This is a genomic window from Acinetobacter sp. 2JN-4 (assembly GCF_003687745.1).
GTDB classification, from domain to species: domain Bacteria; phylum Pseudomonadota; class Gammaproteobacteria; order Pseudomonadales; family Moraxellaceae; genus Acinetobacter; species Acinetobacter halotolerans.
The window spans coordinates 156,905-174,890 of record NZ_RDNY01000001.1 but is presented as its reverse complement, the minus strand read 5'-3'; the positions used below and the strand labels follow the sequence as shown (position 1 = coordinate 174,890).

The following is a 17,986-nucleotide window of genomic DNA, read 5'->3' as shown; positions in this document are numbered from 1 at the left end:
TTCATGTCCTAGACAATCATGGTTTAGCTTCTTAATTTAAACTTTAACAGATGCTCAAAAAGATATCGAGGTGAAAATCTTACAATTTTCCCTGATGATACATTTTATAAACATCTGTTTAGGGCAGTTTTACACCATCGAACTTAGTTAAACTGAGAAAAATCAGGTTTACGCTTTTGCATAAAGGCTTGAACTGCTTCCATCATTTCAGGGGAGCGTACACGCTGCATAAAGATTTCTGCTTCTTCATCGACACATGCGATGATTTCAGCGAGGTCTTTTTTCATCAGGGCCTTACTTTGTTTCAGCGAAGCCAATGGCAAAGCAGCAAGATGTTGCGCTGTTTGCTGTGCTGTTGCATACACATCTTCAACTACATCATTGATGAGATTGGCTTGTTGTGCCGTTGCAGCATCGAACTTTTTCGCTGTGAATAACAGTTCGGCTGCTTTGCGATAGCCTGCTTGCTGAACCAATAAGCGACTTGCTGCACCTTCAGGAGACAAACCGAGGCTCACAAATGGAATTTGGAATAACGCAGTATTATCCGCATAAACAAGGTCAGCATGTAATAAAATAGTCACACCGATACCAATCGCAACACCTTTTACCGCGATGATCAGTGGCTTAGAAAAACGCGCTGCTGCTTTTAATAAGACAAATGGAGGAACTTCACCTGCAGAAACTTCAAGTGGTTTTTGCATAAAGCCCATAAAGTCTTTCATGTCATTTCCTGCAGAGAAATCATTTTCTGCACCACGGAAAATCACCACACGAACATTTTTATCGGTATCTGCTTCATCAAATGCTTGTGCAATCCAAAGATAAAGCTCACCATACAGCGCATTTTTAGCTTCTGCGCGGTTAATGGCTAAGGTGAGTACGCCATCTTCTAAATTTGCTTGCAAATGTGGATGAGGTTGTTGAATACAGCTAAGTGTCATCGTACTATCCTTGCTTTAAACCGTCTTGTTAATTTTTAAGTGTTCATTATGTCGCATCTTACTGCAATTTGGTGTAACTGATGAGTTCATAAAAAGTGAATTTCTATTTATGTACAAATTTGACTATCTTGTTTTTATTGGACGATTCCAGCCGTTTCATTTGGCGCATATGTTGACCATTGAAATTGCGTTGCGACAAAGTCAGCATGTGGTTCTTGCTTTAGGCTCAGCACAAGCAGAACGAAATATTAAAAATCCTTTTCTCGCCAGTGAAAGGGAGGCCATGATATTGTCAAATTTTGGAGATGAAGATAAACAACGCATCCATTTTGTACATGTGATCGATGTATATAATGACGAAAAGTGGGTTAAACAAGTTAAGAGTTTGGTGAATCAAGTGGTTCAACCAAATTCAAAAGTCGGTTTAATCGGTCATTTTAAAGATGAATCCTCTTATTATTTACAATTATTTCCAGAATGGACCATGGTTGAGTTAGAGAGTCTAAAAGCATCGTTGTCAGCAACGCCGATGCGCGAAGCTTACTATCGCGGCGAAATCAAAACTCAAGCATTTCCAAAAGGCAGTATTCAATTTTTAGAAAAATTCCAAAAGACGCCAATCTATACCGCATTGCAGCAGAAATTTTTGGCAGGTGATCACAGTAATTTAGATCTTATAGAATGAGTCCATTAAAAATTATGCAATATCTGCTTTTAAATGCGTGACTAAAAAATCAATAAACGCACGGATATGTGCCGATGCATATTTTTGTGACGGATAGAGTAAGGAAAATGGCCGTGTTGTTCCTGAAAATGGCTGCAAAACTTCTATTAAGTGCCCATTTTCGTTATCTTGTTCAACGATAAAACGATAAGTCTGTAGCAGGCCTGCACTTTGTTTTGCAAGCGTAACCGTACCTAAAATATCATCTAAACATCGTAATTTCCCTCTAGTTCGATACTCAATGATTTCATTTTCGACTTTAAATAGCCAAGGCACATTTTTGCCCGTACTGGGCAATATAAATTGTATGCATTCGTGCTGATCAAGTTCTTGGAGACTGTGTGGGGGTGTTTTTGATTCGAGATACTCGGGTGAAGCCACTACAACTAATGCGGCGAGCTCTAATGTTCGAGCAATCAAGTTTGAGTCTTTGGGATGACGCCCACGAATCCCTAAATCAAAGCCTTCACCAATAAAGTCGATATTTGTATTGGTCAATTGAATATCAATTTGAATCTCAGGATAACGCTGCATAAACAAAGGTAATAACGGCAATATCCTATAGTGTCCATATGGCGTAGGCACACTCATACGAATTTTTCCACTGAGTTGCTGGTGTTGATTTTTTAATATTTGTTCTGCATCAATGATCTGATTTAAAGCGTTTCTGCATTGTTGAAAATAAAGCTCACCACTATCTGTTAGTCGAACTTGGCGCGTGCTACGGATAAAGAGTTGCGTATTTAAGCGTTGTTCAAGTCGAGCGATAGATCGGCTAACAGCAGCAGGCGTCAAGCCAGCCACCGTTGCTGCTTGACTAAAGCTTTTTCGTTCAGCCACTAAACAAAATAACTCTACGCTACTCAACATGATTCTTTTGAGTTGTTGTGTCATTTATTACACCATGTAAGAAATGATTTGATTTGTATGCTATTTAATCACACTGATGTAAAGAATACGATAAGCATCAGTTGATGAATTTATTCCTCAACTGAACAACTTTTTGATGAGGAAATAATGATGCCCTATATTTTGATACAGGTTACAGACGAAGGCGTGACCGTGGCGCAGAAACAGCAATTAATTCGCGGGGCGACTGATTTAGTGGTCGATGTGCTCAACAAAGACCCAGCAACAACCTTTGTGGTGATCGATGAAGTCGCGACAGAAAATTGGGGAGTGGCTGGTGAGTCTGTTCAGCAGATGAGACAGCGTATCAGATAGGTGAGAGCAAAAAATGACTAAACAAAGTGAACAATACCACGCTGATATAGCAGCAATACGATTGCAGTTGCAACAGTATTTTGATGGATTATATACCAGTGATGTAAGCTTACTCAGACAGGTCTTTCATCGAGATGCGGTGTATATTTGTGTGACGGATCAACCTCTCCTTAAATTGACGATGGAGGAGTATTTCCCACTTGTTGAGCAGCGAACTTCACCTGCTTCAAAAAAACAACTAAGGCAGGACAAAATCATTTCGATTAACGTCATCAGTGAAAAAACCGCAATCGTCCAAGTTGAATGTGTGATTGAACCGAAATATTTTTATGATGCCTTAACTTTTATCTATGACAAGGGCATGTGGAAAATAATCAGCAAAGTGTTTCACTATCGGGTAATGGAATAGATTACGGCTCTAAGCATCTTCCCAAAAAATCAGACGATTAGAAAATGGGTCTGTGATGCTTAGTTCAAGTGTTTCCCAGTCTGTTTTTTCAATTTGTGGTTTGGCAAACTTATAGTCTTTTACATTTAGTTCTGCATGCAGCAAACTTATATTTTCCCAGTAAATACGGATAGCACTGTGTGGACTTGCATCACCAAAATGTTCAGATAAGTGAATAATGCAATCACCTTTAGAAATCTGTAAATAAACAGGGAAGTTATCTCCGAAAGTGTGCTGCCAATCGATGTTAAAACCCAGATAATCCATATAAAAAGATTGGGCAACATCTATATCAAAAATACGAAGAATAGGGGTAATTGAGCCAGTTTGCATGATTATTCCTTTTAGCGAACACCAAATTGTTGAGTCCAGTAATTTCTGTTTTGCGATGATTGGTCGGATGCGCAAGCGATTGCGTAATCCGTAAATTTAGGGTGCATGATATTGCTACAGTGTACAGGGCTGGTTAGCCATTTTTGGGTAACGTCATTCAGATTCTGATGACCACGCGCTACATTTTCGCCACCACCACGACCTTTGAATTGAGATTGTTTTAACCTCGCTTTTAGATCAAGTCCAGTGCTGCTGACATGCCCTAAAAAATTATGCTCGGTCATATCTTTGCTGTGAGCAAATGCGCTTTGGTATAACTGATTATTCCATGTGAGAGCTGCAGCAGCTGGGAAGTGTTGTTGACCACATTGACGGGGGTGTTTGCGAATTTCATTGATCGCATTCAGCATTGCCTGTTGGTAAGCTGGATTTGATAAATCTTGACAACTGATTTCTGTGGTTGTTTTTTGAATTTTTGTTGTAGATGCTGCTGTTGTTTGAGGAATACTGGATGAACTGGCGCTACATGCAGTCAGTAAAATAAAAACAGGTGTTTGAATAAATAGTTTTAGATGATTCATTGGTCAGCCCTTACTATAATTATTGTCATGTTTTGATCATAAGCCAAGCGCACTAGATTGAACAATTCTCTTCAAAAAATAAAGTGAGTCTGAGACTCACTTTACGATGGTCATATTTGATTATTGAGCGGCTTGGAGTACTTTTAAGTCTTCAAGCACTTGTTCTGCATGTCCTGCGGCTTTGACTTTTCGATAGCTTTTTACCAATTGTTGCTTATGGAAAATAAACGTCGAGCGCTCGATGCCCATGACTTGTTTGCCATACATGTTCTTTTCTTTAATCACATCGAAGTGTTTACACAGTACTTCTTCTTTATCACTAATCAAATCAATAGTCAGTGCTTGTTTCTCTGTAAAATTCTGATGGGCTTTTACAGAGTCACGTGATACTCCGATAACTTGACAATTCAATGCATCAAATTGGTCTTTTAAGCAAGAGAAACCCACGGCTTGAGTGGTACAGCCCGGTGTTGAATCTTTGGGATAGAAATATAAAACCAACCATTCATTTGCGAGTTCGGTTAAATTGATTTCACCTTGTGTTGTTGGAAAGGTTTGATTCGGTAATAGGATATTTTCAGACATTTGGGATCCTTTATTAAAGTTAGATTTGGTTTAATTCAAGTGGTAAAAAAGCATATTCCTCATGATAAACAATATCGCCCTGACGTACAGGAATAGCTTTGTTAAAAATTGGACCATCAATCACAGTCGTATGAAACTCACCACCTTCACCGCACGGGTCGATACCGCGAGTCTCTAGTGCTTGGATATATTCTAAAGTTAAGATTTGGCCTAAATCCTCAACTCGCATACCAAGTTTAAGATTGACCGTCACGATGACGCTGCGAAAGCCTAGTTTAATAAACTCTTCAACCACTTCTTTATGTGGACGCAACCATAAGGGCATACCCAGTTTAAGACCAACTTGTTGCGTGACACGATCATGCCAACAACCATGTTGAGGCATATCCAAATCACCTGTGACCAAGACCTCAGCACCTTGTTGCTTGGCTCGGTTGAGTAGTTCTATGAATTTGCTTTCATAGTCACTCCAACTCGAAGAGGCCATAAATACAGGTAAACCAATCGCATCGGCTTGTGCTTGAATTACTTCAAGGGGCATAGCATGCGAGCGAGAACGTTGTCCTTGTTCTTCCAACATGACGATTAACCCAGTCACTGTGCCTGTTTGCATAGCGTGGTACAACGCAAGTGAGCTATCTTTGCCACCACTAAATGAGACAACACATTGGCTGTTATGGGTGTTGGTTTTCCACTGATCCTGCATAGTGTCGTTCAACTTATTAAAGACAAGTAGATTTTAACAGACATATAAAAAAGCCTGCATAAAAATGCAGGCTTCCTTCGAGCAACAAGGGCTTATTTTTTCGGCGCTTGTTGTTGAGCAGATTTCATTGCTTCTGCCGTGAGCTTTTCTAACTTGCTTACAAGTGGTGCACCTAAACAGTTTTGCAATTCTTTATTTTGCTGTTGTACAAAAGCTAAAGAACTTGGGCTTTTCTTGGCATTGATTGCACTTTGAATTTCCCATTTTTGCGCTTCGGTCACTTTTCCTTGAGCATCAATCTGACAGCCACAGAACTTGCTTACTTCTGCTGCTGTCAGTTTACCGCCTTTGGCAGTTTGATCTTTACATACGTTGACCAATCCTGCTTTAACATTGGTACTTTTATATGCAGCTTCAAGTGGATTAGTATTTGCATGTGTAGCTGTTGCCAATAAAGCAGCAGCAGACATCATTGTAGAAAGAATAAGATTTGATTTTAAAAACTTCATATATATGTACCTAATTATTACCCTATATCGTCTGTTCAGTATAACGCGTAGGATCCGCAATACCTGCTTCGATAAAACCTTGATGACGTAAACGGCAACTGTCGCATTTGCCACACGCACGTCCTTGAGCATCTGCTTGATAGCAGGATACCGTTCGACTATAGTCTACGCCATGTTCGATGCCTAAGCGTATAATATTCGCTTTGGATAAATGTAACAAAGGTGTTTCAATTTTAAGGGGTTTTCCTTCAACACCAGCTTTTGTTGCGAGACGAGCAAGATTGGCAAAAGCGTCAATAAATTCTGGACGACAGTCAGGATATCCTGAATAATCAACAGCATTGACACCAATCACAATGGCTTCAGCGTCAAAAACCTCTGCTGCTGCGAGGGCATAAGATAAGAAAATGGTGTTACGTGCTGGAACATAAGTTACAGGAATGCCTTCTTGTAATTGTTCTGGTATATCAATGTTGTGATCTGTAAGTGCAGACCCGCCTAGATTACCTAAATCAATATTAATCACACGATGTTCTACACCAGCACTTTGTGCAAGTGTTCTCGCCGCATCAAGTTCAGTGGTAGAGCGTTGCCCATACATAAAGCTTAAAGCAACACATTCATAGCGAGCTTGTGCCCAAGCAAGGCACGTTGTCGAGTCTAAGCCGCCAGATAATAATACGATGGCACGTGAACGCATATTATTTTCCATGATTCAACCTAAAGATAAATTTATGACACTTCTCATTGTGAAAGCATGAGAAGTACGACGAGAGACAGATTTTAACGACCTGATTCATCATTCCATAACAGTTTATGTAACTGGAGTTGGAAACGAACGGGGAGATGGTCATCTAAAATCCACTGCGCTAAATCACGCGCAAAAGTGGGTAAAACAGCAGCACCTTTTTCAACTGCGAAAGCAGGAGAGAACCACACCGTACTTACTTTCGTATGTAGCTGGAACTGTTCAAGTTGTTGCTTTGACCATTCATAATCAGCGCGATTACAGATCACAAATTTGATCTGATCATGCTGGGTTAAGTAGTCAAAATTGCTGAATAAATTACGATGATCTTCTTTGGATGTTGGTGTTTTTAAATCGAGCACCTTTGAAACACGAGGATCGACTTTAGAGACATCTAAAGCACCACTGGTTTCTAAAGAAACTTCAAAACCAAGATCACATAAGCGTTGTAATAAGATTAAACAATTCGGTTGCGCAAGCGGTTCACCACCAGTGACACAAATATAAGGTGTTTTGAATTGGCTAGCCGTTTCGATGATATGTTCAAGGGATAAACGCTCACCACCTTCAAAAGAGTAAGTGGTATCACAATAGCTGCAACGTAATGGACAGCCTGTTAAGCGAATAAAAACAGTGGGTAGACCAAAGGTATTCGCTTCGCCTTGCAAAGAATAAAAAATCTCGGTAATGCGTAAACCAGCCGCAGGGTCAGAGACAGGAATTGCAGAAGAACGTAAGGAAGCCATATAATCAGAACCACACCATATAAAAGAACAAAATCTCTACGACCATGACTGATCGTAGAGACGCAAGACGACTAAAGTTGCGTAATAGGGATTAAATTAGTCAGCGCGTAATAAGTCGTTTAGACTTGTTTTAGCGCGAGTTTTCGCATCTACTTTTTTTACGATGATCGCAGCGTAAAGGCTGTATGTACCGCACTTAGATGGAAGGCTGCCCGCAACCACAACAGAACCTGCTGGTACGCGACCATAATGAACTTCACCAGTTTCACGGTCAAAGATTTTTGTCGATTGACCAATGAAAACACCCATTGAAATAACTGAGCCTTCTTCAACAATGACGCCTTCAACGATTTCAGAACGCGCACCGATAAAGCAGTTGTCTTCAATGATTGTTGGATTTGCTTGTAATGGTTCTAAAACACCACCGATGCCTACACCACCTGACAAGTGAACATTTTTACCGATTTGAGCACATGAACCTACAGTTGCCCAAGTATCTACCATGGTGCCTTCATCTACATAAGCACCAATGTTGACATAAGAAGGCATTAACACGACGTTTTTCGCTTGGAAACTACCACGACGTGCAACAGCAGGTGGTACAACACGAACACCAGCAGCTTTAAACTGTTCTTCAGTCCAGCCTGAGTATTTAGTTGCGACTTTGTCATAAAAACGAAGATCACAAGCTTCGATTGGCGTATTGTCATTCAGCTTAAATGAAAGTAAAACTGCTTTTTTTAACCATTGGTGGACAACCCACTCACCATCGATCTTTTCAGCAACACGAAGTGTACCGTTGTCTAAACCAGTCAATGCTTCTTCAACAACTTGACGGATTTCGGTAGGGCAATCCGCTGCACTATAGTTGGCACGGTCTTCAAATGCTTGCTCAATGATTGTAGAAAGCTGAGACATGATCTTCCTTCTTCCAAAAAAATTTTGTTGATTTTACACTAGTTTGAACCAAGAATCTTTGAAAAAAGTTGTTACAATAATTTGGTTAAAATTCATGCAATAAATGTGTCATAAAATGAAATATATTGTTTTTTATAAATTATTTCCAAATACATAACTCCTCAATATTTGTATCAAAACATAACAAAAAGTAATCAGTTTTTGTATAAAAACATAGCGATCAATCCTTTATGATTCAATCACAGAAACAATTATATTTAATAAGAGTATTTTTAAGGAGACTTCAATGAAAACTTTACGTGTAATGTTGGCAGCTGGTGTGTTAACTGCGATTGCGGGTACTGCATTTGCAGATGAGCAAATTGTTAAAGAATCAGTTTATGCTTTTCCTTCTTACTTAGATCCAGTATCAGTTCGTGCTGAAGTCGGTACGACTGGTTATGGTGGTGCGATTTCTTACCGTGTCAATCCATACGTTGGTGTAACTTTAGGTTATAACGGCGGTGATATCTCTTGGTCTGATGAATTAAAAATCGACGGTACCAAGTATGATATGGAAATGGATAATAACAATACCTATCTAAATGCTGAAATCTATCCATGGGGTGCGAGCCAAAATGCGTTTGCCCGCGCACTCTATGTTGCGGCTGGTGTTGCTTACTTGGATAATGAGTATGACTTGAAAAAACGTATTGGTAACAATAGTTTTGTTCGAGTTGATGGCGAGCGTTTTACGACAGATAATACTCAAAGTGCAAACATTGATGGTACTTTGAAATATGATAACAATATTTCACCGTATTTAGGTGTTGGTATAAACGCGCCAGTTTATAAAAACATTGGTCTTTTTGGTGAGATGGGGGCTTATTACACTGGTAACCCAACTGTAAATCTAAAAACCTCTGGTGATGACCAAATTATCGGTAGTAATGGTAATACTTTGGAAAGCGCTGTTTCAAAAGAGCAGCATAATATTGCGAATCAGAGCAAGTATGAGTGGATGCCAGTTGCTAAAGTTGGTGTGAGCTTCAAGTTCTAATCCATCTATTCAACATAAAAAAACGAGCTTTATGCTCGTTTTTTTATGTTTGATTTTTCTAAATAACAAGACACTTATATGCTGTTACTCTTCAGGGTAAGCAACTTTCTTTAGCGTTTTGATATCGGTTTCTGGTGAGCATAAAGAAATAAACTCATAGCCATAGCCTCGAAGCAAATGCCCTTTGCGGACTGCAATCCACGTAGTATTGACACCAAAAATATCGGTTTGAATCTGTTGTAAACGGTGATCACGCTCAGCATCATAAGCCACAGCATTGACGATCCCAACGCCCATATTCATCTCAACATAGGTTTTAATGACATCGGCATCCAGCGCTGACATGACGATATCAGCATGTAATTGTGCATCATCAAAGGCTTTATCAATTTTAGAACGTCCTGTAAAACCGCCATGATAAGTGATCAATGGATACTCAGCCAAAAGCTCTAGACTAATTTTATCGAGTTTGGCTAATGGGTGGTCTTTCGGGGTAATGATGCTGTGATGCCATTCATAATAAGGTACGCTGGCTAAGTTTTCTTCTGTGGTTAAGGATTCTGTTGCGATCCCGATATCAGCTTCGCCTTGAAGTAACATTTCTGCAATTTCAACTGGGCTAGCCTGTTGTAAAACCAAATGAACTTTGGGAAATAGCTTTTTAAATTGATTAACGATTGGTGGGAGCACATAACGTGCTTGAGTATGTGTAGTGGCAATAGTCAGTGTACCTTCATCGACTTTATTAAAGTCATCGGCCAGACGTTTAATGTTGTCTGCATCGACCAACATCCGTTCAACGATATTAAGTAATGATAAACCCGGCTCAGTGAGACCAAGTAAGCGCTTCCCCTTACGCACAAAAAGTTGTACACCTAATTCATCTTCTAAATCTTTAATGTGTTTACTGACACCTGATTGGGAGGTATAGAGTGCCGCAGATGCTTCAGTTAAATTAAAGTTTTGGCGAACAGTTTCTCGAATAATTCTGAGCTGTTGAAAGTTCATAAAAGTTTTTCCTTATCTCTAAATTCCCCTCTTTTAAAAGAGGGGGAGCTGCGGTTACAGCAGCGCAAGGGAGATTTTTTTAAGCGACTTGCGTGGTTTGATCTGCAAATAAGTGCAGTTGAGCCGTGCTAATCCAAACGGTTTGATTCGGTTTAAACTGATGCAAATTCGCCTCTTCTACAGTTAATAAAATTTCAATGCTATGTCCACTGCGATCTTGTAATTCAGCCACGACTTTACCAGCAATCCACACTTCACGTAAGAATGTTGCCTCAATTGTATTTGGCTGAGCTTGGCTGTGAATATGTAATTCATTTGGCCGTGCAAATGCAATGACTTTTCCTTCCGGTACTTCCAATGCAGTTGGTAACTGAATACGATCATCACCGATACGGATAATACCGTTGCTATATTCGCCTTCAAAACGATTTGCTTGACCCAAGAAATCAAAAACAAAGGGGGTTGCAGGTTTCTCATAGACTTCACGTGGTGAGCCGATTTGTTCTACATCACCTTTGTTCATCACGATGATCTGATCAGCAACTTCTAAAGCTTCTTCTTGATCGTGGGTAACAAAGATTGATGTAATATGAAGTTCGTCATGCAATGCACGTAACCATCGACGTAATTCTTTTCTCACTTTAGCATCTAACGCGCCGAAAGGTTCATCTAGTAATAACACACGTGGCTCAACCGCCAAAGCACGAGCGAGTGCAATTCGTTGCCGTTGACCACCAGACAATTGAGAAGGGTAGCGGTCGGCTAAGAAGCCCAATTGAACGAGATCAAGTAAGCGAGTGACACGTTTTTTTATTTTTGCTTCAGAAGGGCGAGTTGAGCGGGGACGAACCCTTAAACCAAAGGCAATATTGTCAAATACCGTCATGTGGCGGAACAACGCATAGTGTTGGAATACAAAACCGACTTGACGCTCACGTACATGCGTATTGGTCGCATCTTCACCTTCAAGCAGAACTTGACCGCCGTCAGCAGATTCTAAACCTGCGATGATGCGTAGAAGTGTGGTTTTACCACAACCAGAAGGACCCAAAAGCGCAACCAACTGACCTTCAGGAAAGTCTAGAGATATATTTTTTAGCGCATGGAATGCACCAAAGTGTTTTTCAATATTTTTAACTTGAATACTCATAAGTTCATTCCTTAAGGATTTGGTTGGTGTGCTTGTTCTTGGCGTATTTCTAACCAAGTTTTCAAGATCAAGGTGATGATTGCTAAAAATGCCAATAATGAAGACACCGCAAATGCAGCACTAAAGGTATATTCGTTATAGAGAATCTCAACATGTAAGGGCAATGTATTGGTTTCACCGCGAATGTGTCCTGAAACCACAGACACCGCGCCAAACTCACCCATGGCACGGGCATTACATAGAATCACGCCGTAGATCAAACCCCATTTGATGTTAGGTAGTGTGACCCTCCAAAAGGTTTGCCAACCAGAAGCACCGAGTACAATGGCCGCTTCTTCCTCTTCTGTTCCTTGTGCTTCCATCAACGGAATCAATTCACGTGCAACGAATGGTACTGTAATAAAAATAGTCGCTAGGACAATTGCAGGTACGGCATAGAGAACTTTAATGTCATGATCCATTAACCAGCCACCGATCCAGCCTTGCGAACCAAAAATTAAAACGATCATCAAACCTGCAATCACTGGTGAAACCGAAAAAGGCATATCAATAATCGTGGTTAATATGGCTTTACCACGGAACTGGAATTTCGCCACAGACCATGCTGCTGCAACACCAAATACCACATTTATCGGTACGGCTATCGCTGCTGTGAGTAAAGTCAGCTTTACTGCGGATAATGTGTCTGGATCAATTAAAGCATTGAGGTAGACTTCGATACCTTGCTTAAATGCCTCAACAAAAACCAAAATGAGTGGCAGGATTAAACAGCTCAAGAAGAAAATCAGTGCCACCACAATCAGGCTGTAACGTACCCATGTAGGTTCACGGGTAGCATCTCGAGTTTGCAATTTAATTGCTAAGGTATCGCTAGTGTTGTTTAAGCTCATTGTGCAACTCTCCCTGTACGGCGGCTAGCCCATACTTGTACTAAGTTGATCAAGAATAAGATGGCAAAAGAGAGCAGCAGCATGACGACTGCAATGGTGGTCGCACCTGCATAATCATATTCTTCTAAACGAGAAATAATCATCAGCGGTGCGATCTCCGTTTTATAAGGCATATTACCTGCAATGAAAATCACTGAACCATATTCACCAACTCCACGGGCAAAGGCGAGTGCAAAACCTGTCAGTAGGGCAGGAAATAAAATCGGTAAAATAATTTTGGTAATGGTTTGCCAACGATTTGAACCCAATGCAGAAGCTGCTTCTTCTAGTTCGGTTTCAATATCACTCAGCACTGGCTGCACGGTACGCACCACGAAGGGTAAACCAATGAAAATCAATGCCAGAGTGATACCGATCGGAGTGTACGCAACCTGAATTCCTAATGGTTCAAGATACTGTCCAATCCAACAATTTTTTGAGTAGAGAGACGTAAGGGCGATACCTGCGACAGCAGTAGGTAAAGCAAATGGTAAATCCACTAAAGCATCGACTAATCTTTTACCGGGAAAGCTGTAGCGAACTAAACACCAAGCTAGCAGTAAACCAAAGATGACATTTACAAAAGCAGCGATCAGTGCAGCACTAAAGCTGAGTTGTAAAGATTTTAGGATTCGTTCAGATGTTAAAATTTCCCATAAACCCTCCCAACCAATCCCAAAAGATTTGATAAAGACAGCAGATAAAGGAATAAGCACAATCAAAGACACGTAAGCGAGGGTAAAGCCTAAGGATAGGCCAAACCCAGGCAGCACTCGGGAACGCTGCGACATGATATTTCCTCAAAGAGAAAGGTTTGCTAAACAAGCAAATAAATAATGCTAAATCGAAAAATACAGGGTGTTTGGTTTAGGCAAATTTCACATTAAAATTCGACTGGTGCATTCGAGAGGTGATTCGCGGGTTATTTTCAGGCAACAAATAGTTGAAAATTTCAGGAAATGGACCATACCCAGATGCGACATTGACATGACCAACAGGACCTAAATTGATTGGGGTGAGCTGCCATGCTTGTGCAAGTTCTAGCGCATCGACATAGTTCAACCAAGGATCATTTTCACTGATCAATAATGTCGTTGGCACGTCTATATTGAGTTGATAGAAATACTGTTTATAGTCTGTCAAGCTATGGCGTGCAAAACCACTTTCACCGAAACGTGCTGGATTTGCTGGTGCGACAAGAACCAGATTTTTCACCTTTGCTTTAAGTTCAGGATGCTCTGCAAGTGCTGCAACACTGGTGAGGCAACCAAAGCTATGTGCAACGATTTGTATTGGTGATTTGATCTCCGCCACTGTTTTGACAAATTGACTCACCCATTCACTTAATACTGGTCGATCCCAATATTTCTGTTGAACGCGAGAGCTAGACACGAGTTGTTGTTGTAACCAAGACTGCCAATGCTGGACTTCGCTACCACCTACACCAGGAACAATAAGGGTATGAGTCATGTCTGCTCTCCTTCGAATTTCTTTAAAAGCAATTCTTATCGACTATTTGCCTTGACGATCTGATCAAAGATGCCGCCGTTCTCAAAATGCTGTTTCTGTACTTTGCTCCAGCCGCCAAACTCTTTATCAATGGTGACGAGTTTCAGTGGCTTAAATACAGTTTGATATTTCTTCAATACATCGGCATTGCGAGGTCTGTAGAAATGACGAGCAGCAATGTCTTGACCCGCTGGTGAATAGAGATAATTTAAATACCCCCGTGCGATTTGCAGATTGCCATTTTTAGTCGCATTTTTTTCTACAACTGCAACAGGAGGTTCGGCCAAAATCGACAATGAAGGAGTAATAATTTCAAACTTATTCGGTTGTTCACGCACAGCTAAATAAGCTTCATTTTCCCAAGCCAGTAAAACATCGCCAATACCGCGTTCTGCAAATGTTGTGGTTGCGCCACGAGCACCTGAATCAAGAACTTTGGTTTGTTTATAAATTTGACGGACAAAGTCCTGCGCTTTGGTATCATTGCCGCCTTTTTGGTGTTTTGCCCAAGCCCAAGCAGCTAGATAGTTCCAGCGAGCACCGCCCGATGTTTTTGGATTTGGTGTGATGATTTCTACACCGGGTTTCACTAGATCACCCCAATCTTTAATCTGTTTAGGGTTGTCTTTACGAACGAGAAAGACAATGGTTGAGGTGTAGGGTGTTGAGTTATTTGGCAGTTTCTTTTGCCAATCATTTGGAAGTAGTTTGGCATTTTTAGCAATTTCATCGATATCCGCAGCCAAAGCTAAAGTCACCACATCGGCATTGAGACCATCAATGACCGCACGTGCTTGTTTACCTGAACCACCGTGAGATTGTTTGAAGTTAATGTCTTGACCAGTGCGTTGTTTCCAAAAGCTACCAAATTGTTTATTAAAATCTGTGTATAGTTCACGTGTTGGATCGTAAGAGACATTTAAAAAATCTTGGGCTGCCAAGCTAGATGCTGAAAGTAAAGCGGCTAAAAGACCGACTTTGAATTGAGATAAACGCATAAAAACCCCTTAAAATTGCATAAGCATTTAGAATATGGATGCAGCATAACGCTGGGTTTTTTGCAAAAAAAATAATTAAAAACGCATTTGATATGAAAAATATAGAAATAGATAAAACAGATAAGCTATGCTGATTTTTTGATAAATAAGAAAATATTAACTCTCGAAATTTTTTATTTAATTTTTTAAAAACAGTTTGTTATGTGTCTTTAAGTCGATGAGGGTTTTAGAGCATCGTTGCAATTTATACGCATCTATAGTGAGTCACGATAGTAAAAAGGAAACTGGGTCATCAGATGAAGAACTCTCAAGTTTGTATTATCCTGTGTCAAATAAAGATTGGTTTGCTCTTAAGGCGATGAATTTATGCAATGTTATAAAAATGGACAGTTGATTGATTCGATCCCTTTACTTGATCGGGCATTTCATTATGGTGATGGTTGCTTTACTACAGCACGAATGTTCCAAAATCATTTTGAACTCAAAGAACAACATTTGGCACGCTTAAGATTGGCTTGCCAGCGCTTAGGTTTAGATGCTGATTTGTCTCAGATTGAGGCTTCACTTGAGAAATTAAAACAACAATATGCAAATTTAAGTGGCACTTTAAAAATCGTAATTAGCCGTGGTGAAGGGGATCGTGGCTATAGTTTACCTTTACATGCTGCCGATGTTTATGTGTGGTATTACCCGAGAGCAACACAAGTTTTTCAACCTGAGTGGATTGAAAGTGGCGTGTTAAATCATACGATGGGCTTAAATATGCCGCATCTCGTTGGATTGAAAACCCTCAATCGTTTAGAGCAGGTTCTACTGAAACAAGAGGCTGATCAACGCGGTTGGCTTGAAGCACTGGTCAGTGATGTACAGGGCTATGTTGTTGAAGGGGTGAGCAGTAATTGTTTTATTCGTATAAATGATCGATGGATTACTCCAGAACTTCGTTATAATGGCGTCCACGGTGTGATGCGATCCAAAATCTTATCAAGAATGCAGCAGTACGATGTGGCATGTGAGCAACGTTGTATGGGCATTGATGAAGTTGATCGTATTCAGAACCTATTTTTTTGTAATGCATTGCATCCGATGAAGGCGGTTGTTCGATTCAATGATCGAGCTTTTGAGCAACAACCTTATCTTGATTTATTTGAAACTTTAAAACTTAGCCAGATTGATTAAATATGCCAAAGCCACCGAACCCAAGCAAAAGTAAGAAAAAACCAAAAGCTAAACCGAAATCTAGATTTACGTTTAAAGCATTTCTTGTATTTATCTGTGTTTTTACGATGGTGGTCTTTGGCGTGATATGGGCAAATTTATTTAAGCCTTATCCAATGGAGAGTAAAAAACAATTATTAGTGATTTCATCTGGTGATACCTATTCAAAATTTATTGATCGCTTAGCCCAAGATCAAAAGGTGAGTTTTCCGATTATTTTAAAGCTCTATCAGAAATTTATGATACATGACAGCATGAAAGCTGGTGTATATGAACTAACTAAAGGGATGAGTGTTCGTCAGGTGCTGGATATGCTTGCCAATGCAGATAATGCGCAAATGAATCGAATATTGGTCATCGAAGGTACGAATTTTAAGCAGTTGATGCAGAAGCTAAAAAATGATCCGAATGTCACCAAAACGATTTTAGATTTACCGGAAGATCAATTGTTAAAAGCTTTAGATATTTCTTATTCACACCCTGAGGGGCTATTTGCACCTGATACTTATTTTTTTGCTAAAGGTGAAACAGACAAGAAAATTTTGACGGATTTATATCGTCGTCAAATGAAAGCATTGGATGAGGCATGGGCAAATAAGGCGGCTAATCTGCCGTATAAAAATAAATACGAAGCGTTGATTATGGCTTCGATTATCGAAAAAGAAACCAGTTTGGATAGTGAGCTTCAACAGGTTTCGGGTGTATTTGTACGACGTCTCAAAATAGGTATGCGTCTACAAACGGACCCAACGGTTATCTATGGTATGGGTGATAACTATAAAGGTAATATCACACGTAATGATTTACGTACTCCAACGGCATATAACACTTATACGATCAATGGATTACCACCAACACCGATTGCATTGCCAAGTAAAAAAGCGATTGAAGCAGCGATGCATCCAGATGATGCGGAAAATCTTTATTTTGTTGCAACAGGAACTGGTGGACATAAGTTCACAACCAATTTGCAAGATCATAACCGAGCAGTTCAAGAGTATTTGGTGGTTTTACGTGCCAAGAGGCAGGAGCAAGAGTAAATGTTTATTAGCTTTGAGGGCACAGAAGGTGTAGGCAAAACTACGTTGATTCGTAAGATTCATCAGTATTTTGAGCAGCAAGGTAAACAGGTGGTGTTGACCCGTGAACCAGGTGGCACGCCTTTGGCTGAACAAATTCGTTCGTTATTACTGGCGGTGAATCATGATGAGCAAATGAGTCATGATACTGAGCTATTATTGATTTACGCGGCACGTGCTCAACATTTACAGCAAGTGATTTTACCTGCATTAGAAGCAGGCAAGATTGTGCTGAGTGATCGTTTTACCGATGCCAGCTTTGCTTATCAATGTTCTGGACGCGGTTTGAGTCAGGAAAAATTGCAACTGTTAAACCAAACTTTTGTGGCGAAAATGCCGAATATTACCTTTTGGTTGGATGCCCCGATTGAATTGGGCATGACCCGTGCGCGAGAGCGTGGCGCATTGGATCGTTTTGAGCAAGAGAAATTGAGCTTCTTCGCTAAAGTTCGTGCAGGTTATGAGACTTTATGGCAAGCGGAGCCTGAACGGATTAAACGTTTGGATGCAACACAGAATGCTGATGTTGTGTTTGATGAAGCTTTGCAATATTTGAAATAAGAGCCTTGATAATGAGTTTGCCTTGCCTC

Annotated in this window: 23 protein-coding genes; 7 read left to right on the top strand and 16 right to left on the bottom strand. The window is 40.2% G+C overall.

Going from position 1 to position 17,986, the window contains the following annotated elements; genetic code table 11:
• Positions 1-143: 143 nt before the first annotated feature.
• Entirely contained in the window at positions 144-944 is an 801-nt protein-coding gene (locus EAH57_RS01000; RefSeq protein ID WP_121928458.1) for an enoyl-CoA hydratase-related protein, read from the bottom strand.
• A gap of 109 nt (positions 945-1,053) precedes the next feature.
• Here EAH57_RS01000 and EAH57_RS00995 point away from each other — a divergent pair, with 109 nt between their 5' ends.
• Complete coding sequence (locus EAH57_RS00995; protein WP_005195807.1) at positions 1,054-1,629, top strand: nicotinate-nicotinamide nucleotide adenylyltransferase; 576 nt, start codon at positions 1,054-1,056, stop codon at positions 1,627-1,629.
• A 12-nt stretch (positions 1,630-1,641) separates the two neighbouring features.
• Here the strand turns inward: EAH57_RS00995 and EAH57_RS00990 are convergent, their stop codons facing one another.
• A complete protein-coding gene (locus tag EAH57_RS00990; protein ID WP_121928457.1) occupies positions 1,642-2,562 on the bottom strand; it encodes a LysR family transcriptional regulator in 921 nt (306 codons plus the stop codon).
• Positions 2,563-2,688: 126 nt separating this feature from the next.
• Between EAH57_RS00990 and EAH57_RS00985 the strand changes: the two genes are divergently transcribed.
• Complete coding sequence (locus EAH57_RS00985) at positions 2,689-2,892, top strand: 2-hydroxymuconate tautomerase family protein (RefSeq protein ID WP_034595116.1); 204 nt, start codon at positions 2,689-2,691, stop codon at positions 2,890-2,892.
• Positions 2,893-2,905: 13 nt separating this feature from the next.
• Positions 2,906-3,301 (top strand): nuclear transport factor 2 family protein, encoded by a 396-nt coding sequence (locus tag EAH57_RS00980; protein ID WP_121928456.1) that lies wholly within the window; start codon positions 2,906-2,908, stop codon positions 3,299-3,301.
• Between the two features lie 9 nt (positions 3,302-3,310).
• Here the strand turns inward: EAH57_RS00980 and EAH57_RS00975 are convergent, their stop codons facing one another.
• From EAH57_RS00975 to dapD, 8 genes are all read right to left on the bottom strand, one after another.
• A complete protein-coding gene (locus tag EAH57_RS00975) occupies positions 3,311-3,673 on the bottom strand; it encodes a glyoxalase superfamily protein (protein WP_121928455.1) in 363 nt (120 codons plus the stop codon).
• Positions 3,674-3,684: 11 nt separating this feature from the next.
• Positions 3,685-4,254 carry a CAP domain-containing protein gene (locus EAH57_RS00970; RefSeq protein ID WP_121928454.1) on the bottom strand — a complete coding sequence of 190 codons (570 nt, stop codon included), beginning with the start codon at positions 4,252-4,254 and terminating at the stop codon, positions 3,685-3,687.
• 120 nt (positions 4,255-4,374) lie between these two features.
• Positions 4,375-4,839 (bottom strand): peroxiredoxin, encoded by a 465-nt coding sequence (locus EAH57_RS00965; protein ID WP_121928453.1) that lies wholly within the window; start codon positions 4,837-4,839, stop codon positions 4,375-4,377.
• A gap of 19 nt (positions 4,840-4,858) precedes the next feature.
• Positions 4,859-5,545 carry a diphthine--ammonia ligase gene (locus EAH57_RS00960; protein WP_121928452.1) on the bottom strand — a complete coding sequence of 229 codons (687 nt, stop codon included), beginning with the start codon at positions 5,543-5,545 and terminating at the stop codon, positions 4,859-4,861.
• 92 nt (positions 5,546-5,637) lie between these two features.
• Positions 5,638-6,054: a hypothetical protein gene (locus EAH57_RS00955; RefSeq protein ID WP_121928451.1), complete on the bottom strand. Its 417-nt coding sequence runs from the start codon at positions 6,052-6,054 to the stop codon at positions 5,638-5,640.
• A 22-nt stretch (positions 6,055-6,076) separates the two neighbouring features.
• Positions 6,077-6,754: a 7-cyano-7-deazaguanine synthase QueC gene (gene queC / locus EAH57_RS00950; protein ID WP_213071137.1), complete on the bottom strand. Its 678-nt coding sequence runs from the start codon at positions 6,752-6,754 to the stop codon at positions 6,077-6,079.
• An 83-nt stretch (positions 6,755-6,837) separates the two neighbouring features.
• Positions 6,838-7,548 (bottom strand): 7-carboxy-7-deazaguanine synthase QueE, encoded by a 711-nt coding sequence (gene queE, locus EAH57_RS00945; RefSeq protein WP_121928449.1) that lies wholly within the window; start codon positions 7,546-7,548, stop codon positions 6,838-6,840.
• Positions 7,549-7,644: 96 nt separating this feature from the next.
• Entirely contained in the window at positions 7,645-8,466 is an 822-nt protein-coding gene (dapD, locus tag EAH57_RS00940; RefSeq protein WP_121928448.1) for a 2,3,4,5-tetrahydropyridine-2,6-dicarboxylate N-succinyltransferase, read from the bottom strand.
• Between the two features lie 286 nt (positions 8,467-8,752).
• Between dapD and carO the strand changes: the two genes are divergently transcribed.
• Positions 8,753-9,505, top strand: coding sequence for an ornithine uptake porin CarO type 5 (gene carO / locus EAH57_RS00935; protein ID WP_121928447.1), 753 nt, complete (start codon positions 8,753-8,755; stop codon positions 9,503-9,505).
• A gap of 84 nt (positions 9,506-9,589) precedes the next feature.
• On the opposite strand, the gene EAH57_RS00930 is transcribed toward carO, so the two are convergent.
• The 6 genes from EAH57_RS00930 to EAH57_RS00905 all read right to left on the bottom strand — a co-directional run bounded on the left by EAH57_RS00930 (position 9,590) and on the right by EAH57_RS00905 (position 15,099).
• Positions 9,590-10,513: a CysB family HTH-type transcriptional regulator gene (locus EAH57_RS00930; RefSeq protein ID WP_004668874.1), complete on the bottom strand. Its 924-nt coding sequence runs from the start codon at positions 10,511-10,513 to the stop codon at positions 9,590-9,592.
• A 79-nt stretch (positions 10,514-10,592) separates the two neighbouring features.
• The gene (locus tag EAH57_RS00925) at positions 10,593-11,663 is read right to left on the bottom strand and encodes a sulfate/molybdate ABC transporter ATP-binding protein (RefSeq protein ID WP_121928446.1); all 1,071 of its coding nucleotides are present in this window, start codon (positions 11,661-11,663) and stop codon (positions 10,593-10,595) included.
• Between the two features lie 11 nt (positions 11,664-11,674).
• On the bottom strand, positions 11,675-12,553 hold the full coding sequence (gene cysW / locus EAH57_RS00920; protein WP_121928445.1) for a sulfate ABC transporter permease subunit CysW: 879 nt from the start codon (positions 12,551-12,553) through the stop codon (positions 11,675-11,677).
• Positions 12,550-13,383 (bottom strand): sulfate ABC transporter permease subunit CysT, encoded by an 834-nt coding sequence (cysT, locus tag EAH57_RS00915; RefSeq protein WP_121928444.1) that lies wholly within the window; start codon positions 13,381-13,383, stop codon positions 12,550-12,552. Before cysT ends, cysW begins: the two co-directional genes overlap by 4 nt.
• A gap of 76 nt (positions 13,384-13,459) precedes the next feature.
• Positions 13,460-14,062 carry an RBBP9/YdeN family alpha/beta hydrolase gene (locus EAH57_RS00910; protein ID WP_121928443.1) on the bottom strand — a complete coding sequence of 201 codons (603 nt, stop codon included), beginning with the start codon at positions 14,060-14,062 and terminating at the stop codon, positions 13,460-13,462.
• A gap of 35 nt (positions 14,063-14,097) precedes the next feature.
• Positions 14,098-15,099 (bottom strand): sulfate ABC transporter substrate-binding protein, encoded by a 1,002-nt coding sequence (locus EAH57_RS00905; RefSeq protein ID WP_121928442.1) that lies wholly within the window; start codon positions 15,097-15,099, stop codon positions 14,098-14,100.
• A gap of 366 nt (positions 15,100-15,465) precedes the next feature.
• Between EAH57_RS00905 and pabC the strand changes: the two genes are divergently transcribed.
• From pabC to tmk, 3 genes are read left to right on the top strand one after another with little or no spacing between them, the layout of a single operon-like run.
• Positions 15,466-16,278: an aminodeoxychorismate lyase gene (pabC, locus tag EAH57_RS00900; RefSeq protein WP_121928441.1), complete on the top strand. Its 813-nt coding sequence runs from the start codon at positions 15,466-15,468 to the stop codon at positions 16,276-16,278.
• A gap of 2 nt (positions 16,279-16,280) precedes the next feature.
• Positions 16,281-17,357, top strand: coding sequence for an endolytic transglycosylase MltG (mltG, locus tag EAH57_RS00895; protein ID WP_121928440.1), 1,077 nt, complete (start codon positions 16,281-16,283; stop codon positions 17,355-17,357).
• Positions 17,358-17,957, top strand: a complete 600-nt coding sequence (tmk, locus tag EAH57_RS00890; protein WP_121928439.1) for a dTMP kinase — start codon at positions 17,358-17,360, stop codon at positions 17,955-17,957.
• Positions 17,958-17,986: the final 29 nt, after the last annotated feature.

Excerpts from the sequence above, each read along its gene's own strand:
- EAH57_RS01000 (WP_121928458.1), bottom strand. The coding sequence starts at position 944 with ATGACACTTAGCTGTATTCAACAACCTCATCCACATTTGCAAGCAAAT.
- EAH57_RS00995 (WP_005195807.1), top strand. The coding sequence starts at position 1,054 with ATGTACAAATTTGACTATCTTGTTTTTATTGGACGATTCCAGCCGTTT.
- EAH57_RS00990 (WP_121928457.1), bottom strand. The coding sequence starts at position 2,562 with ATGACACAACAACTCAAAAGAATCATGTTGAGTAGCGTAGAGTTATTT.
- EAH57_RS00985 (WP_034595116.1), top strand. The coding sequence starts at position 2,689 with ATGCCCTATATTTTGATACAGGTTACAGACGAAGGCGTGACCGTGGCG.
- EAH57_RS00980 (WP_121928456.1), top strand. The coding sequence starts at position 2,906 with ATGACTAAACAAAGTGAACAATACCACGCTGATATAGCAGCAATACGA.
- EAH57_RS00975 (WP_121928455.1), bottom strand. The coding sequence starts at position 3,673 with ATGCAAACTGGCTCAATTACCCCTATTCTTCGTATTTTTGATATAGAT.
- EAH57_RS00970 (WP_121928454.1), bottom strand. The coding sequence starts at position 4,254 with ATGAATCATCTAAAACTATTTATTCAAACACCTGTTTTTATTTTACTG.
- EAH57_RS00965 (WP_121928453.1), bottom strand. The coding sequence starts at position 4,839 with ATGTCTGAAAATATCCTATTACCGAATCAAACCTTTCCAACAACACAA.
- EAH57_RS00960 (WP_121928452.1), bottom strand. The coding sequence starts at position 5,545 with ATGCAGGATCAGTGGAAAACCAACACCCATAACAGCCAATGTGTTGTC.
- EAH57_RS00955 (WP_121928451.1), bottom strand. The coding sequence starts at position 6,054 with ATGAAGTTTTTAAAATCAAATCTTATTCTTTCTACAATGATGTCTGCT.
- queC (WP_213071137.1), bottom strand. The coding sequence starts at position 6,754 with ATGCGTTCACGTGCCATCGTATTATTATCTGGCGGCTTAGACTCGACA.
- queE (WP_121928449.1), bottom strand. The coding sequence starts at position 7,548 with ATGGCTTCCTTACGTTCTTCTGCAATTCCTGTCTCTGACCCTGCGGCT.
- dapD (WP_121928448.1), bottom strand. The coding sequence starts at position 8,466 with ATGTCTCAGCTTTCTACAATCATTGAGCAAGCATTTGAAGACCGTGCC.
- carO (WP_121928447.1), top strand. The coding sequence starts at position 8,753 with ATGAAAACTTTACGTGTAATGTTGGCAGCTGGTGTGTTAACTGCGATT.
- EAH57_RS00930 (WP_004668874.1), bottom strand. The coding sequence starts at position 10,513 with ATGAACTTTCAACAGCTCAGAATTATTCGAGAAACTGTTCGCCAAAAC.
- EAH57_RS00925 (WP_121928446.1), bottom strand. The coding sequence starts at position 11,663 with ATGAGTATTCAAGTTAAAAATATTGAAAAACACTTTGGTGCATTCCAT.
- cysW (WP_121928445.1), bottom strand. The coding sequence starts at position 12,553 with ATGAGCTTAAACAACACTAGCGATACCTTAGCAATTAAATTGCAAACT.
- cysT (WP_121928444.1), bottom strand. The coding sequence starts at position 13,383 with ATGTCGCAGCGTTCCCGAGTGCTGCCTGGGTTTGGCCTATCCTTAGGC.
- EAH57_RS00910 (WP_121928443.1), bottom strand. The coding sequence starts at position 14,062 with ATGACTCATACCCTTATTGTTCCTGGTGTAGGTGGTAGCGAAGTCCAG.
- EAH57_RS00905 (WP_121928442.1), bottom strand. The coding sequence starts at position 15,099 with ATGCGTTTATCTCAATTCAAAGTCGGTCTTTTAGCCGCTTTACTTTCA.
- pabC (WP_121928441.1), top strand. The coding sequence starts at position 15,466 with ATGCAATGTTATAAAAATGGACAGTTGATTGATTCGATCCCTTTACTT.
- mltG (WP_121928440.1), top strand. The coding sequence starts at position 16,281 with ATGCCAAAGCCACCGAACCCAAGCAAAAGTAAGAAAAAACCAAAAGCT.
- tmk (WP_121928439.1), top strand. The coding sequence starts at position 17,358 with ATGTTTATTAGCTTTGAGGGCACAGAAGGTGTAGGCAAAACTACGTTG.